Origin of the sequence: Streptomyces sp. RG80 (assembly GCF_040446465.1) — a bacterium.
Lineage (GTDB): Bacteria > Actinomycetota > Actinomycetes > Streptomycetales > Streptomycetaceae > Streptomyces.
On sequence record NZ_JBEAAJ010000003.1, the window covers coordinates 93290 to 108652 of the forward strand.

The window sequence follows — 15363 nt, forward strand, 5'->3', positions numbered from 1 at the left end:
ACGACGCCGGGGAAGACGGTGGAACCTGCATCGAGCCGCAGTGGATCAGCCATCCTCGCGGTCGACGAAGGGAGTGTTTATCGTCAGGCAGACGACTATGATCGCCGCATGCCCTACGACCCGTCAGCCTTCCCGCCCTTCGCCGTCACCGTGGACCTGGTCGTGCTGACCGTGCGCCGCCATGCCCTGTGCGCGCTGGCGGTGCGCAGGGGCGAACCGCCGTTCCAGGGGCGCTGGGCGCTCCCCGGCGGTTTCGTGCGGGCCGACGAGGATCTCTCGCAGGCCGCGGCTCGCGAACTGGCCGAGGAGACGGGACTGCGCGCCCACGAACCGGCCGTCCCCGTCCAGGACAACGGTGCCCATCTGGAGCAGCTGGCGACGTACGGCGACCCCAAGCGAGACCCCCGGATGCGGGTCGTCAGCGTCGCCCATCTCGCGCTCGCCCCCGACCTGCCCGCACCCCGCGCGGGCGGCGACGCCAGCAACGCCCGCTGGGCGCCGGTCGAGGAGTTGCTCCAGCAGGGCGGTTACGGCCGTGACGGCGAACCGGTCGCGCCGCTGGCCTTCGACCACGCCCAGATCCTCGCCGACGGGGTGGAGCGCGCCCGCTCCAAGATCGAGTACTCGTCACTGGCGACGGCGTTCTGCCCCACGGAGTTCACCGTCGGCGAGCTGCGTCGGGTCTACGAAGCGGTGTGGGGGGTAGCACTGGATCCGCGCAACTTCCATCGCAAGGTGACGGGGACACCCGGCTTTCTCGTCCCCACCGGCGGTACGACCACGCGGCAGGGCGGTCGCCCGGCCCAGCTCTTCCGGGCGGGCGGTGCCACGCTCCTCAACCCGCCGATGCTCCGTCCCGAAGTGTGACGACCACTCAACCTCCTTCCCGGCACCTCGAGATGTGACGCCAGGCCCCTCGGGCTGCGAACGGGCCGGGCCCGGCGGCCAGCGCCGAACACGGGCCCGAGCCGACCGACTGCCGCCCGTCAGACGGGTCCCATGGTGACGGAAAAACCGGACATAGCGCGCTATCTTGCTACGGGTGATCCAGGCCTTCGGACTGACCAGCAACCCTCGCAAGGAGCTTCCTCCCGCCGTCGACGACGTCTCGTTCGAGGCCCGCGCAGGTCGCGTCACCGCGCTGCTCGGCGCCCCGGGGGCGGGCAAGACGACGGCACTCAGGCTGATGCTCGAACTCCAACAGGGGCGTGGGGTCACCTACTTCAGAGGCCGCCCCCTGCACCGGATCGCCCATCCGTCGCGCGAGGTCGGCGTGCTCCTCGGCGACGTGCCGGGCCACCCCTCCCGTACGGTCCGCAATCATCTGCGCATGCTGTGCGCCGCCGCAGGCGTTCCCGTGCGCCGCGCCGACGAGGTGCTTGAGGTCGTCGGCCTCGTCAGCCTGCGTGAGGAACGCCTGGGCACCCTCGCGCGCGGCATGGACCGCCGCCTCGGCCTGGCCTGTGCCCTGTTGTCGGACCCGCACACGCTCATCCTCGACGGTCCGGGCGACGGCCTCTCCGCCCGCGAGAACCGCTGGCTGTACGGCATGCTGCGCGCCCACGCGGCCCAGGGCGGCACAGTCCTGATCACCACGGCCGACCCCAAAGAGGCCGCCCGCACATCCGACCGGGTCGTCACCCTGGAGGAGGGTCGACTGGTCGCCGATCAGGAAGCCGCCGACTTCGCCCGCACCCGCCTGCGACCCCGGGTCGCCGTCCGGACCCCGCACGCCGCCCGTCTCGCGACCCTGCTCACCAAGGAGGCCCGCACAGCCCAGCGCTCCGTCGAGGTCGTCCGAGAGGGCGGCAACCGCCTCTCCGTCTACGGCAGTGCCTGCGCCGACGTCGGCGAGATCGCGTTCCGCCACGGCATCCTCGTACACCAACTCGCCGACGAGATCGGAGACATGGGGCCCGGGGCGGGAGAGGTCGCCTCGGGCGTGGCGCGGGCCACTTGCGAAGGGCGACGGCTCGAGGAGATCCGGGAGCGCGACACCGAAGTGCACAGACCGGCCTCGGCCGTGGCGTTCGGAGAATCGGACGAGCCGTCGACGGTCTCGGCTGGCGAGCCGCGGCCGGACGCCGCCCTTCCTGGTCACGCCGACACCGCCCCTTCTGGGCCCACCGTCCCATCCGGTCACGCCACCTCGTCCGTTCGCGAAGCCTCGGGTGGACCAGGCCGGATTCAGTCGTCCGTAGCTCGCGAGGATCACCTCGATCCGGGCGGAGTCCAAGAGGCGAACTCGGCTCAGGGGGTTCGCTCAGGAGTCCATCAAATCGGCGGCACACAGACAGCCGACGGCACACGGCCAGCCGACGGCGCAACGGCGGCTGACGACGTCCGCCAATCAGTGGCGCCTGAGTGCCTCCCCACCGATGGCACAGCCACGCGCCAACCCGTCCCCCCAAGCACCGGTGCGGCGGCTCGCCAACCATCCGCGACTGTCGCACCTCGCCCGGTAAACGGCGTCGCGACTCAGCGCCCCGCCCCGCCCCGGCCCGCTACCGGGGTCGCCACCCTCGACGCCCTCTCTGAACTGCCACCCCCGATCTCTGTCCGCCCCGCTCCCAGCCCGCTGCGCCCGCTGCGGTACGAGCTGCGCCGTGCCGCCGGCATCGGGACCGGGTTCCTGACCGGGGCCGCCGTCCTCGTCGTCTCGGCCCTGACCGCCGTACTCCTCGCCCGTGTCGGACACACTCCGCAGCACCGTCTGCTCGCCGGGTGGCCTCGGGAGCTGCCGCTGCCGCCCGCCGCGCTCGGCGCGGGGCTGCTCGGGGCGTTCGCCTTCGGTGATGAGTTCCGCCACCCCGCCCTGGCGGCGGACCGCGGCACCGTGCCCCGCCGACTGGGGCTGCTCGCGGCCAAACTCGTCGTCTCCGCGACCACCGCGCTGCTGCTGGCTTTTCTCACGGTGGGTTGCGACGCCGAAGTGCTCTACCTCCTCTACGGACGGGAGCTCGCGCGAGTTCCCGCCGACTGGTTGCCGTTGAGCGCGAGTTGGGTCGGACTGGTGGTCGGGTGCGCCTGGGCCGGAGTGCTGGCCGCCGGGATCTTTCGGTCCACCACCGCCGGGCTGGCGGCGGTCGTCGCGGTGCCCGTCGTCGTCGTACCCCTCGTACAAAAGGCCTTGGAGGGACCGGCTGTGCGGACGGCGGCCGGATTTCCGCTAAGGCTGCGAGAGTCACTTCTGGTGCAGTGGCCCTTCGGCGGAGAGCGCTATCTGTCCGCCGCAGCGCGGATGGTCGCTCAACCCGTCGGTGGTGCGCTGACGTTGTCGTTGATGGCTCTGCTCTGCGCATATCTGCTCACGACCCTGCGCAGCAGGGTCCGATGACGACCGTGCGCGCCCGTCCGGTCAGGCTCTGTGCACAACTCCCCGCGGAAAGCCCATTTCTTTCCGATAAGGCGTCAATTGCGACGGGGTGAGCGATCACCCTTTCGTGTGCTTTTCACCAAAGACCTCAAGGCAGTTGAGGACGGCGCCGACAAAGGATCCGTGAGTACCCTTGCGCACACCATGATGACCGCCGCCCGCTCCGCAGACTCCGGCCTCGCCGGCCCGGGCGAACTCGACCGCTACCCCTACGCAGAGGCGCCCGTCGCCGAGCGTGTCGGAGCCTCGCCGTGGGATGCTGCGGATCCCGAGCTGGGCCGCATGGGCCGACGTGCCGCGGGCAGCCGTGGACGCGGGCTGCACGGCCAACTCGTCCAACAGCTGGGACAGATGATCGTCTCGGGCGACCTGGGTGCCGACCGCCCGCTGGTGCCCGAGGAGATCGGCCAGCGTTTCGAGGTCTCCCGCACCGTCGTCCGTGAGTCCCTCCGTGTCCTGGAGGCCAAGGGCCTGGTCAGTGCCCGGCCGAACGTCGGCACGCGCGTGCGCCCCGTCAGTGACTGGAACCTGCTGGACCCGGACATCATCGAATGGCGCGCCTTCGGGCCGCAGCGCGACGACCAGCGCCGCGAGCTGAGCGAGCTGCGCTGGACGATCGAACCGCTCGCCGCGCGTCTCGCCGCCGGGCACGGACGCGCAGACGTCCAGCAGCGGCTCGCCGACATGGTCGAGATCATGGGGCACGCCATGGGCCAGGGTGACGCGCTCACCTTCTCCCGCGCGGACGCCGAGTTCCACTCCCTGCTCATCCAGGTCGCGGGCAACCGCATGCTGGAGCACCTCTCGGGCATCGTGTCGGCGGCCCTCCAGGTGTCCGGCGGTCCGGTCACGGGGTGTGACCGGCCGAACGAGGCGTCGCTGGTGCAGCACGGCAGGATCGTCGACGCGCTCGCCGCCGGCGACGGCTCGGCGGCCGAGGCGGCGGTTCGCCAGCTGCTCACCGTCCACCCGGAGGTGGAGCGCGTGGTGCCGGCGCCGCGCGAGCACTGACCACGCACCGCGGACGGTACGGCCGGGGGATGCCTCCCCCTCCTGGGCATCGTTCGGCCGGCGAACCGTCCCCCCGTCGGACCCCGCAGGATCCTTCGGAATCCTGCGGGGTCCGACGGCGCGAGAGGGCGGCTCCTCCCTCGAAGCGCCCACTGATGGCCTCCTCTGCCCGTGTCTGACCGTTTTTGAACGCTTACGGGGTGTGACTCGGGCCACGCAGATTGGGCGTAACGCTCGCGGAAGCAACGCGATGACCTAAGAGGTGACAGCCGCGGAGGGAATACGGACGCCATGAAAGGCGCTGTGCATCTTCCCGGCCCCCGCCCGCACCGTCGGCCCATCTTCACGGCCGGTGGTCGGTTCCTGTCCATCCTGGACGGGGCCGGAAGCCGTTTTCCAACGTTCCGAGAGGTTGTTCGTGTCGGCCAGCACATCCCGTACGCTCCCGCCGGAGATCGCCGAGTCCGTCTCTGTCATGGCTCTCATTGAGCGGGGAAAGGCTGAGGGGCAGATCGCCGGCGATGACGTGCGTCGGGCCTTCGAAGCTGACCAGATTCCGGCCACTCAGTGGAAGAACGTACTGCGCAGCCTCAACCAGATCCTCGAGGAAGAGGGTGTGACGCTGATGGTCAGTGCCGCGGAGCCCAAGCGCACCCGAAAGAGCGTCGCAGCGAAGAGTCCGGCCAAGCGCACCGCTACCAAGACGGTCGCTGCGAAGACGGTGACCACCAAGAAGGCCACCGCCACCGCCACCCCGGCGGCCCCCGCCGCCGAGTCCTCCGTCGAGGACGAGGCGCCCGCGAAGAAGGCCGCCGCCAAGAAGACGACGACCGCCAAGAAGGCAGTCGCGAAGAAGACGGTCGCCAAGAAGACGGCGGCCAAGAAGACGACCGCCGGCAAGGACGACGCGGAGGCCGTCGAGGACGAGGTCCTCGAGGACATCAAGCCCGGCGAAGAGGAAGAGGAGGGCGGCGAGACCAAGGGCTTCGTCCTCTCCGACGACGACGAGGACGACGCGCCTGCCCAGCAGGTCGCCGTGGCCGGTGCCACCGCCGACCCCGTCAAGGACTACCTCAAGCAGATCGGCAAGGTCCCGCTGCTCAACGCCGAGCAGGAGGTCGAGCTCGCCAAGCGCATCGAGGCCGGTCTGTTCGCCGAGGACAAGCTGTCCAACGCCGACAAGCTCGCTCCCAAGCTCAAGCGTGAGCTGGAGATCATCGCCGAGGACGGGCGCCGCGCCAAGAACCACCTCCTGGAGGCCAACCTCCGTCTGGTGGTCTCCCTGGCCAAGCGCTACACCGGCCGCGGCATGCTCTTCCTGGACCTCATCCAGGAGGGCAACCTCGGTCTGATCCGCGCGGTCGAGAAGTTCGACTACACCAAGGGCTACAAGTTCTCGACGTACGCCACCTGGTGGATCCGTCAGGCGATCACCCGCGCGATGGCCGACCAGGCCCGCACCATCCGTATCCCGGTGCACATGGTCGAGGTCATCAACAAGCTCGCGCGCGTGCAGCGCCAGATGCTCCAGGACCTGGGCCGTGAGCCCACCCCGGAGGAGCTGGCCAAGGAACTCGACATGACCCCGGAGAAGGTCATCGAGGTCCAGAAGTACGGCCGTGAGCCGATCTCCCTGCACACCCCCCTGGGTGAGGACGGCGACAGCGAGTTCGGTGACCTCATCGAGGACTCCGAGGCGGTCGTCCCGGCCGACGCGGTCAGCTTCACGCTGCTCCAGGAGCAGCTGCATTCGGTCCTCGACACCCTGTCCGAGCGCGAGGCGGGCGTCGTCTCGATGCGCTTCGGTCTCACCGACGGTCAGCCGAAGACCCTCGACGAGATCGGCAAGGTGTACGGCGTCACGCGCGAGCGCATCCGCCAGATCGAGTCCAAGACCATGTCGAAGCTGCGCCACCCGTCGCGTTCGCAGGTGCTGCGCGACTACCTCGACTAGGCCGAGGTCGTACGACGTCGAAGGCCCGGTTCCTCGCAGAGGGAGCCGGGCCTTCGTGCTGAGCGGGTGCGGGCCACGCCGCCGTGGATCACTCTGGGTGTCCCCTGGCCATCCCAGAGTGAGGATTCCGTATGCGTCGTCCCTTTGTCCGGACGCTGACCCGGCCGCTGGTGCTGGCGGCCGCCGCGGGTGCCATACCGCTGGTCGCCGCCGCCCCCGTGTCCGCCGACAGCGTCGTCGTCGGCGGTTTCCCCGTCGACATCTCCGAGGGCCCATGGACCGTGGCGCTGTCCAGCCGTGACCGGTTCGGGGGTACCCGCGCGGGGCAGTTCTGCGGCGGAGTGGCCGTCGGCCGGACCACCGTGCTCACCGCTGCCCACTGCCTGGGCGAGGACGTCCTGGGGGCCCCGCCGAACCGGGTGCGCGATCTCAAGGTCATCGCGGGCCGTACAGACCTGCTCTCTGACGAGGGGCAGGAGATCCCCGTACAGGACACCTGGGTGAATCCCGGCTACGACGCGCGTACCAACGCAGGGGACTTCGCGGTCGTCACGCTCGCCGAGCCCCTGCCGCCCGAGTCCGGCATCACCATGGCGCGCGCCGGTGACGCGGCGTACGAGGCGGGGACGGCGGCCACCGTCTACGGCTGGGGGGACGCCACGGGAGGCGGCGACTACGCGCGCAGCCTGCGGGCGGCACGCGTGCATGTGCTGTCCGACACCCTCTGCGAGCAGGCTTACCCGGGCAGCGCCGACGGCACCTTTCTCGCCGACAGCATGCTGTGCGCCGGGGAGGAGAGCGGCGGGGTCGACTCCTGCCAGGGCGACAGCGGCGGGCCGCTGGTCGCCCAGGGGAAGCTCGTCGGACTCGTGTCCTGGGGAAGCGGCTGCGGCCGCCCGGGTAGCCCTGGCGTCTACACGCGCGTGTCCGACGTCCTACGGACGCTCGGGTGGGACGGCGCGGCGAGAGGGCCGCACGAGCGCCCCTGACGGGGCCTGAGGGCAATCACCGGTTACGGCGCGGGCGGCCGCCCCTGTCTCCAGGGGCGGCCGCCCGTGTGCCGGCCTGTGCCGGCGCTGGCTCGTCGTGGACGCGAAGTGTCAGCGCTCTTCTTCGTTGGAGGTTGCCGGAACGGACGTCAGCCGCTCCGTCTCGTCCTGTATCTCAGCGGCGATCTTCTTGAGTTCCGGCTCGAACTTGCGGCCATGGTGGGCGCAGAAGAGCAGTTCACCGCCACTGAGCAGGACGACGCGCAGGTATGCCTGGGCGCCGCAGCGGTCGCAGCGATCGGCGGCCGTCAACGGGCTCGCGGGGGTCAGAACAGTAGTCACGTCGCCTCTTCTCTAGCTCGACGAGCTGTCGTACCAGGGTCAACATCCAACCAGCCCCAAAACGTTCCCGCTCAGGGCCTTCCCTCGAAAAAATCTTTCGAGGCCGGCTGTCTGCTGCCGGTTGGCGGCGAATGTGCCGTATTGCGTGTCTATGTGTCTTACGGGTTCGCTCTTGCTGTCAATGTCCGTCCTCCCGGCTGGCTTGCCGGTTGTTCATGAGGACGTGCCCGGAGCCTAAATGGTTCATGCCTCGAAGGGAACGTGATATGTACTTCACTCCAACGAGGGATCGAACACCTATGCGACTCTGGACTATCGTGAGTTCAGACGAGGGTGGCGTTACAACGGCTCTACCAGGCCTCGGTACCCTCTTGGCGGCGACCCAAGCCGCGCCCTTACCCATCGGGGCGACACCTGAAATTCAGCGAGGAGCGAACCGCGTGACCGCCGAGACGTCCGTGCCGTCCACAGCGCTGCTGGCAGGAGCAGACCGGGACGGTTCCAACTACACCGCGCGGCACCTGCTCGTCCTTGAGGGGCTCGAGGCCGTGCGCAAGCGCCCGGGCATGTACATCGGCTCGACTGACAGTCGAGGCCTGATGCACTGCCTCTGGGAGATCATCGACAACTCAGTGGACGAGGCCCTGGGGGGCTACTGCGACCACATCGAGGTCATCCTTCACGACGACGGGTCGGTGGAGGTCCGGGACAACGGCCGGGGCATCCCGGTCGACGTCGAGCCCAAGACCGGCCTGTCCGGCGTCGAGGTCGTCATGACCAAGCTGCACGCCGGCGGCAAGTTCGGCGGTGGCTCGTACGCGGCCTCCGGTGGTCTGCACGGTGTGGGCGCCTCGGTGGTGAACGCGCTCTCCGCCCGGCTGGACGTCGAGGTGGACCGTGCCGGGAACACCCACGCGATCAGCTTCCGGCGCGGCGTCCCCGGCGCCTTCGCCACGGGTGGCCCCGACGCCAAGTTCGAGACGGGCGGTCTGCGCAAGACCAAGCGGATCCCCAAGACCCGTACCGGCACGCGCGTGCGGTACTGGGCCGACCGGCAGATCTTCCTCAAGGACGCCAAGCTCTCCCTGGAGAACCTCCACCAGCGCGCCCGCCAGACCGCCTTCCTGGTCCCCGGCCTGACCATCGTCGTCCGCGACGAGTTCGGCCTCGGCGAGGGCGGCAGCAAGGGCGAGGAGTCCTTCCGCTTCGACGGCGGCATCAGCGAGTTCTGCGAGTACCTGGCCAGCGACAAGCCGGTCTGTGACGTCCTCCGCTTCTCCGGCCAGGGCACCTTCAAGGAGACGGTGCCGGTCCTGGACGAACACGGGCAGATGACGCCCACCCAGGTCACCCGGGAACTCGACGTCGACGTCGCCATGCGGTGGGGCACGGGCTACGACACAACCCTGAAGTCGTTCGTGAACATCATCGCCACCCCCAAGGGCGGCACTCACGTCGCGGGCTTCGAGACGGCCGTGGCCGGCACCATGAACGAGGTGCTGCGGGCCAAGAAGCTGCTCCGCGTCGCCGAGGACGACATCGTCAAGGACGACGCCCTCGAGGGCCTCACGGCGGTGGTGACCGTACGACTGGCCGAGCCGCAGTTCGAGGGTCAGACCAAGGAGGTCCTCGGCACCTCGGCGGCCCGCCGCATCGTGAACACCGTGATCTCCAAGGAGCTCAAGGCGTTCCTGACGTCCACGAAGCGGGACGCGGCGGCGCAGGCCCGGGTGGTCATGGAGAAGGCGGTCGCCGCCGCACGCACGCGTATCGCGGCCCGCCAGCACAAGGACGCACAGCGCCGGAAGACGGCCCTGGAGTCCTCGTCGCTGCCCGCCAAGCTCGCCGACTGCCGCAGCGACGACGTCGACCGCAGCGAACTGTTCATCGTCGAGGGAGACTCCGCGCTCGGTACGGCGAAGCTGGCCCGGAACTCCGAGTTCCAGGCGCTGCTGCCGATCCGCGGCAAGATCCTCAACGTCCAGAAGTCGTCCGTGACCGACATGCTGAAGAACGCCGAGTGCGGCGCGATCATCCAGGTCATAGGAGCGGGGTCGGGCCGGACGTTCGACATCGACGCGGCCCGCTACGGCAAGATCATCATGATGACCGACGCCGATGTGGACGGCTCCCACATCCGGACCCTGCTGCTGACGCTGTTCCAGCGCTACATGCGGCCGATGATCGAAGCGGGCCGGGTGTTCGCGGCGGTGCCGCCGCTGCACCGGATCGAACTCGTCCAGCCCAAGAAGGGCCAGGACAAGTACGTCTACACGTACTCGGACCGCGAGCTGCGCGACAAGCTCATGGAGTTCCAGACCAAGGGTGTCCGGTACAAGGACTCGATCCAGCGCTACAAGGGTCTGGGTGAGATGGACGCCGACCAGCTGGCCGAGACGACCATGGATCCCCGCCACCGCACTCTGCGCCGGATCAGCCTGTCCGACCTGGAGGCCGCCGAGCAGGTCTTCGATCTGCTGATGGGTAACGACGTGGCGCCGCGCAAGGAGTTCATCTCCAGCTCGGCAGCGACGCTGGACCGGTCGCGCATCGACGCGTAGCGCTGCGCAGGCTTGGACGGGGGCTGTCCGGTTCTGTCGGGGTGAGTCCGCCCCGGCGGGGTCTGACGGCCTCGTCGGCGGCTTGGTGGGGCTGGGCGTAGTCGTCGGTTCGGGACGGGGAGGGTTCCCGCCCCGCACCGGGCGCCCAGTCGGGTCCAGCCCCGTTCCCCGGCGTCGCGCGGCGCCTGGCCGCGCTGGATGCCGTATGTTGCCGTGCCGTGCCGCGGTGCGAGTCGACGCCGTCGGTCTGCGATGGGCCCAGCCCTCTCACGTCCCGTACTCCACAACGGCCCGCAGCCACGCTCCGCGCCCCACAACGCCCCCAGTCCAGTCCCGCAGCCCATCCCGCGCCGGTGACTGTCCCTCCTGGCCGCTCGCCGGCCGGGTTTCTCCACCCGTGGGTGGACGCCGCCGTGTCTGCGGATCCACCCACGATCCACCCCTGCTCCGATCTCCTGACCTGCGAATTTCCGTAGCTTCGGAGGCGTCGGCAACGCTCGCTGCCGGCACCGCCCTTCTTCGCTCACGGAGGCTCAGATGTCCGGGCTGGTCAACGCGTTCGTGGTCGTGGCCGTGATCGCCCTGGTGATCGCGCGCCAGTTCCGCGCGCAACGGATCGACGCGGGACGCCGCTGGTGGCTGCTGCCGATCGTCCTGGGCGTCGTGGCGCTCCGGGAGCCCGGCACCGTCGACGCCCACCACCCCACGGCATCGATAGCCCTGCTCACCGCCGAACTCCTCATCGGCCTTGCCACCGGAGCCGCCTGGGCCTGGACCACCCGCATATGGGCAGAGCCGGACGGAACGGTGTGGAGCCGGAGCACCAAGGCGAGCGGGGGAGTCTGGTTCATCGGCATAGCCCTCCGTATCGGCCTCTACGCCCTCGGTGCCGCACTGGGCGTCCACCAGAACTCCTCCGCCCTGCTCCTCGCCCTGGCGGCCACATTGCTCGTCCGCGCGGGCATCCTCGCCTTGCGTGCCCGGGCGCTGCAGACGCCTCCCGCGCGGGGCGCGGCGTACGGTGTCGCCGGGCACCGGCCCGCATGGAAGGAACCTGTGTGACGGAGAAAGCCTGGACGGACTGGCCCTCCCGTGAGGCGCTGGGCCGTGACGGGGCCGCGCGGTCCCGACGGCTCCTCGGCTGGGTCGTGCGGCTGCTGGTCATCGGCATGCTGCTGTGGGGCGCCTACAACAGCACTCACGTCCGTGGCTGGGCCGTGGCCGGTGCTCTGGCGGGGGTCCTGCTCACCGCCTTCGTCGCCTGGGCGTTCTGGCGTGCCACGCTCGCGCACAGGCTTCTGCCGTCGATCGCGCTCATCGCCGCGCTCGTGGGGATCGCGGTCATGGCACAGGCCACCGGCTTCGAGACAGTGGCTCTCGTCATCTGGTGCGGCTGTGCCGTCAGTGCCCTGGAGCGGATGCCTCTCGCGGCGGCTCTGCCCGTGACCTCGGTCTCCCTCGCGGCCTTCGCCGCGGTGAACGACGACGTGTGGCTGACGACGGCGGTGACGACGGCCGGGATGGCGCTCGCCGGCTACACCCTGCGCCTGGACGCCGAGGCCCGTGGCAACGCCCAGCGGCTGCTGGCGCAGGAGCGGGCGGCGCGGGCGGCGGAGGCGGAGACGTCGGCACTCGCGGAACGGGCCCGCATCGCACGGGAGATCCACGACGTGCTGGCGCACAGCCTCTCCGCGCAACTCGTTCATCTGGAGGCGGCCCGGCTGCTCATCGAGCGAGGCGCCGACCGGGAGCAGATCCTCGAACGGGTCGTGGCGGCGCGGGGAATGGCCAGTGACGGGCTCGCCGAGACCCGGCAGGCCCTCTCGGCGCTGCGCGGTGATCTGACACCGCTGGAGGACTTCCTGGCCCAACTCGTGGAGACGACCGTGGATGCCGAGGTCACCATTACGGGTGAGCACAGGGCCCTGCCGGCCGAGGCGTCGCAGGCCGTACGCAGGGTGGCCCAGGAGGCGCTGACCAACGTCCGTAAGCACGCCCCCGGCGCCAAGGTGCGGCTGCGGTTGGACTACGGCGAGCACCAAGTGACGCTGGGCGTTCGGGACTCGGGAGGATCGCCGGGTGAACTCACCGCGGCGGGGGGCGGGTACGGTCTGCTGGGCATGCGGGAGCGTGCCGAACTGCTCGGCGGTTCGCTGGAGGCCGGGCCGGACGAGGAGGGGTTCGTGGTGACGTTGAAGGTGCCCGTATGACGGAGGAGGCACTGGGCAAGCCCGCGCGGGTGGTGGTCGCGGACGACCAGACCGTCGTCCGGGAGGGCATCGTGATGCTGCTGGGGCTGTTGCCCGGCGTCGAGGTCGTCGGCGCTGCCGGAGACGGGGACGAGGCGGTGCGGCTCGTCGCCGAACTCGCCCCGGACGTGGTGCTGATGGACCTGCGCATGCCGCGCTGCGACGGTGTGGAGGCGACCCGGCGGATCCGGACCGAGCATCCCGGTACGCAGGTGGTGGTGCTCACCACGTACGCGGACGACGAGTCGCTGTTCCCCGCGCTGAGAGCGGGGGCGCGCGGGTATCTCACCAAGGACGCCGGAGGGGACGAGATCGTGCGTGCGGTGCACAGTGTCCTGTCCGGGGACGCGGGGCTGTCGCCGAGCATCCAGCGGCGCCTCCTGGAGCGGCTGTCGGACCCCGAGCCACGGCCGGCCGAGCCGGTGGAGGCGCCGGACGGGCTCACGGGGCGGGAGACGGAGGTGCTGGTGCTGATCGCGGAAGGGCTGAGCAACCAGGAGATCGCCCGAAGACTGCACGTCTCCACCGCGACCGTGAAGACGCACATCAACAACCTGTTCGCCAAGACGGGGCTCAAGGACCGTGCGCAGGCGGTGCGTTACGCGTATACGAAGGGCCTTGCGCGGCCTCCGGCGGGTTGAGTCACCTGATGGGGTGAAGCGGGAGGAGAAGAAGAGTCGGGGATCTTCCCGTTCTGTCCATCCTTGGGCATGCAGTCAAGCAACGGTCGTCCCCGCGGAGACGGGGGTGGTCCCGAAAGCGCAGCCGAGATCCACGACGGTCTTGTCCCGCCGTTCGCCGAGGCATCCGGAGCCGTGAGGTACGACGACCCCTGGTACGACGCGCTCGCCTCCGGCTGGGGTGAGTCGGGCGGCGCCGGTGCACCTGTGCCGTCGCCCGTCGCTCAGCCTGGACGGGTCGAGCGGGAAGAGGCGGCCGCGGACGTGTACCTCCAGGTGCAGCGCAGCGCGGCCTTCCAGGAGGTGCGCGGCCGGTACCGGAGGTTCGTGGTTCCGGCGTGCTTCGCGTTCTTCGGCTGGTACGTGGGATACGTCGTGACCGCGACGACCGCGCCCGGACTCATGGCGCGGCCGGTGGCGGGGGCGGTGAACGTGGCGATGGTCGCGGGGCTGGGACAGTTCCTCACCACGTTCCTGCTGACGTGGGCGTACGCCCGGCACGCGCGGCTGCGCAGGGACCGGGCGGCGTTGGAGCTGCGCTGGGACACCCAGGAACTGACGCGGGGCATCCGGGGCGGTGCTTCGTGACAGGTGATCACCAGACGCTGGCGTTGCTGCTGTTCAGTGCGTTCGTCGCGGTCACGCTGGCGATCACGACGTGGGTGAGCCGTAACCGGCATGGCTCGGCTGAGGAGTTCTACGCGGGGGGCCGTCTCTTCTCGCCGATGGAGAATGGTTTTGCCATCGCGGGCGACTACATGTCAGCGGCATCGTTCCTGGGCATCTCCGGGCTCATCGCGCTCTTCGGGTACGACGGGATGCTGTACTCGGTGGGCTTTCTCGTGGCGTGGCTGGTCGTGCTGTTCCTTGTCGCCGAACTGGTGCGCAACTGCGGGCGGTTCACGCTGGCCGACGTGGTGGCGGCGCGGATGAGCGAGCGGCCGGTGCGGATCGCGGCGGGAACCTCCTCGGTCACGGTGTCCGTTCTGTATCTGGTGGCGCAGATGGTGGGAGCGGGGAGTCTGGTCGCTCTGCTGCTCGGTGGCACCAGCGAGGCGGCGCAGACGTGGACGGTCATCGGTGTCGGCGCGCTCATGGTGATCTATGTGTCGTTGGGAGGGATGCGGGCCACCACCTGGATTCAGATCGTGAAGGCGGTCATGCTCCTCGGCGGCACGATCGCGCTGACCGTGCTCGTCCTGGTGCGGTTCCACGGCGACTTCGACCAACTGCTGCTCACCGCGGCCGAACGCAGCGGGCACGGCGAGAAGTTCCTGGCGCCGGGGCTCAAGTACGGTGGGGACTGGACCGCGCGCTTCGACTTCATGAGTCTGGGACTCGCACTGGTCCTGGGCACGGCGGGGCTGCCGCACATCCTCTCGCGCTTCTACACCGTGCCCACCGCACGGGCCGCCCGCCATTCGGTCGTCTGGTCGATCGGGCTCATCGGCGGCTTCTATCTGATGACCATCGTCCTCGGCTTCGGGGCGGCCGCGATCGTCGGTCCCGATGCCGTGCGTGGATCCAACGCGGCCGGCAACACGGCCGTACCGCTGCTGGCCCTCGATCTGGGCGGAGGCGCCGACTCCACAGGCGGAACGGTTCTGTTCGCGATCGTCGCCGCCATCGCTTTCGCCACGATCCTCGCGGTGGTCGCCGGGATCACGCTCGCCTCCTCCGCGTCCGTGGCCCACGACCTGTACGCGTCGCTGCGGCGGCGCAGCACCAAGCCTCGCAGTGAGGTCGCCGTGGCGCGTGTCGCCGCCGTCGGTATCGGCGTGGTGGCGATCGGCCTCGGCCTGCTGGCCCGGGACCTCAACGTCGCCTTCCTGGTGGGCCTCGCCTTCGCGGTCGCCGCGTCCGCCAATCTGCCGGTGCTGCTCTACTCGCTGTTCTGGCGCGGCTTCACCACTCGTGGAGCGGTGTGGGCGGTGTACGGCGGACTGGTCCCGGCCGTGGTGCTCGTGCTGTTGTCACCCGTGGTGTCCGGCAGCCCCGCGTCCCTGTTCCCGGGCGTCGACTTCCAGTTCTTCCCGCTCCAGAATCCCGGCCTCGTCTCGATCCCACTGGGATTCATCGCCGGCTGGCTCGGGACGGTCACCTCGGCGGAGGTGGCGGACGAGGCCAAGCACGCGGAGACCGAGGTGCGTTCACTGACGGGGGCCGGAGCCGCCTAGGCGCGGCGGCGTTCACCGACGCGT

Annotated in this window: 12 protein-coding genes; 11 read left to right on the plus strand and 1 reads right to left on the minus strand. The window is 69.9% G+C overall.

What is annotated here, in order from left to right:
* Positions 1-108 precede the first annotated feature (108 nt).
* From ABKA17_RS10640 to ABKA17_RS10660, 5 genes are all read left to right on the plus strand, one after another.
* On the plus strand, positions 109-867 hold the full coding sequence (locus ABKA17_RS10640) for an NUDIX hydrolase (RefSeq protein WP_046257053.1): 759 nt from the start codon (positions 109-111) through the stop codon (positions 865-867).
* 175 nt (positions 868-1042) lie between these two features.
* Entirely contained in the window at positions 1043-3337 is a 2295-nt protein-coding gene (locus ABKA17_RS10645; RefSeq protein WP_353691700.1) for an ATP-binding cassette domain-containing protein, read from the plus strand.
* A gap of 162 nt (positions 3338-3499) precedes the next feature.
* The gene (locus ABKA17_RS10650; RefSeq protein ID WP_353691701.1) at positions 3500-4387 is read left to right on the plus strand and encodes a FadR/GntR family transcriptional regulator; all 888 of its coding nucleotides are present in this window, start codon (positions 3500-3502) and stop codon (positions 4385-4387) included.
* Between the two features lie 418 nt (positions 4388-4805).
* Positions 4806-6341 carry an RNA polymerase sigma factor gene (locus tag ABKA17_RS10655; protein WP_353691702.1) on the plus strand — a complete coding sequence of 512 codons (1536 nt, stop codon included), beginning with the start codon at positions 4806-4808 and terminating at the stop codon, positions 6339-6341.
* Between the two features lie 131 nt (positions 6342-6472).
* On the plus strand, positions 6473-7330 hold the full coding sequence (locus tag ABKA17_RS10660) for a S1 family peptidase (RefSeq protein WP_353691703.1): 858 nt from the start codon (positions 6473-6475) through the stop codon (positions 7328-7330).
* Positions 7331-7441: 111 nt separating this feature from the next.
* On the opposite strand, the gene ABKA17_RS10665 is transcribed toward ABKA17_RS10660, so the two are convergent.
* Positions 7442-7672, minus strand: a complete 231-nt coding sequence (locus ABKA17_RS10665) for a DUF7455 domain-containing protein (protein WP_353691704.1) — start codon at positions 7670-7672, stop codon at positions 7442-7444.
* A gap of 440 nt (positions 7673-8112) precedes the next feature.
* Between ABKA17_RS10665 and ABKA17_RS10670 the strand changes: the two genes are divergently transcribed.
* The 6 genes from ABKA17_RS10670 to ABKA17_RS10695 all read left to right on the plus strand — a co-directional run bounded on the left by ABKA17_RS10670 (position 8113) and on the right by ABKA17_RS10695 (position 15339).
* Positions 8113-10233, plus strand: a complete 2121-nt coding sequence (locus ABKA17_RS10670) for a DNA gyrase/topoisomerase IV subunit B (protein WP_353691705.1) — start codon at positions 8113-8115, stop codon at positions 10231-10233.
* 537 nt (positions 10234-10770) lie between these two features.
* Positions 10771-11295 carry a DUF1453 domain-containing protein gene (locus ABKA17_RS10675; protein WP_353691706.1) on the plus strand — a complete coding sequence of 175 codons (525 nt, stop codon included), beginning with the start codon at positions 10771-10773 and terminating at the stop codon, positions 11293-11295.
* A complete protein-coding gene (locus ABKA17_RS10680) occupies positions 11292-12443 on the plus strand; it encodes a histidine kinase (RefSeq protein ID WP_353691707.1) in 1152 nt (383 codons plus the stop codon). Before ABKA17_RS10675 ends, ABKA17_RS10680 begins: the two co-directional genes overlap by 4 nt.
* A complete protein-coding gene (locus ABKA17_RS10685; protein WP_353691708.1) occupies positions 12440-13123 on the plus strand; it encodes a response regulator transcription factor in 684 nt (227 codons plus the stop codon). Before ABKA17_RS10680 ends, ABKA17_RS10685 begins: the two co-directional genes overlap by 4 nt.
* Before the next feature lie 69 nt (positions 13124-13192).
* Positions 13193-13750, plus strand: a complete 558-nt coding sequence (locus tag ABKA17_RS10690; protein WP_353691709.1) for a DUF485 domain-containing protein — start codon at positions 13193-13195, stop codon at positions 13748-13750.
* The gene (locus ABKA17_RS10695) at positions 13747-15339 is read left to right on the plus strand and encodes a monocarboxylic acid transporter (RefSeq protein ID WP_353691710.1); all 1593 of its coding nucleotides are present in this window, start codon (positions 13747-13749) and stop codon (positions 15337-15339) included. Before ABKA17_RS10690 ends, ABKA17_RS10695 begins: the two co-directional genes overlap by 4 nt.
* Positions 15340-15363 lie beyond the last annotated feature (24 nt).

Coding starts and splice junctions, on each gene's coding strand:
- ABKA17_RS10690 (WP_353691709.1), top strand. CDS start 13,193: ATGCAGTCAAGCAACGGTCGTCCCCGCGGAGACGGGGGTGGTCCCGAA.
- ABKA17_RS10660 (WP_353691703.1), top strand. CDS start 6,473: ATGCGTCGTCCCTTTGTCCGGACGCTGACCCGGCCGCTGGTGCTGGCG.
- ABKA17_RS10640 (WP_046257053.1), top strand. CDS start 109: ATGCCCTACGACCCGTCAGCCTTCCCGCCCTTCGCCGTCACCGTGGAC.
- ABKA17_RS10685 (WP_353691708.1), top strand. CDS start 12,440: ATGACGGAGGAGGCACTGGGCAAGCCCGCGCGGGTGGTGGTCGCGGAC.
- ABKA17_RS10675 (WP_353691706.1), top strand. CDS start 10,771: ATGTCCGGGCTGGTCAACGCGTTCGTGGTCGTGGCCGTGATCGCCCTG.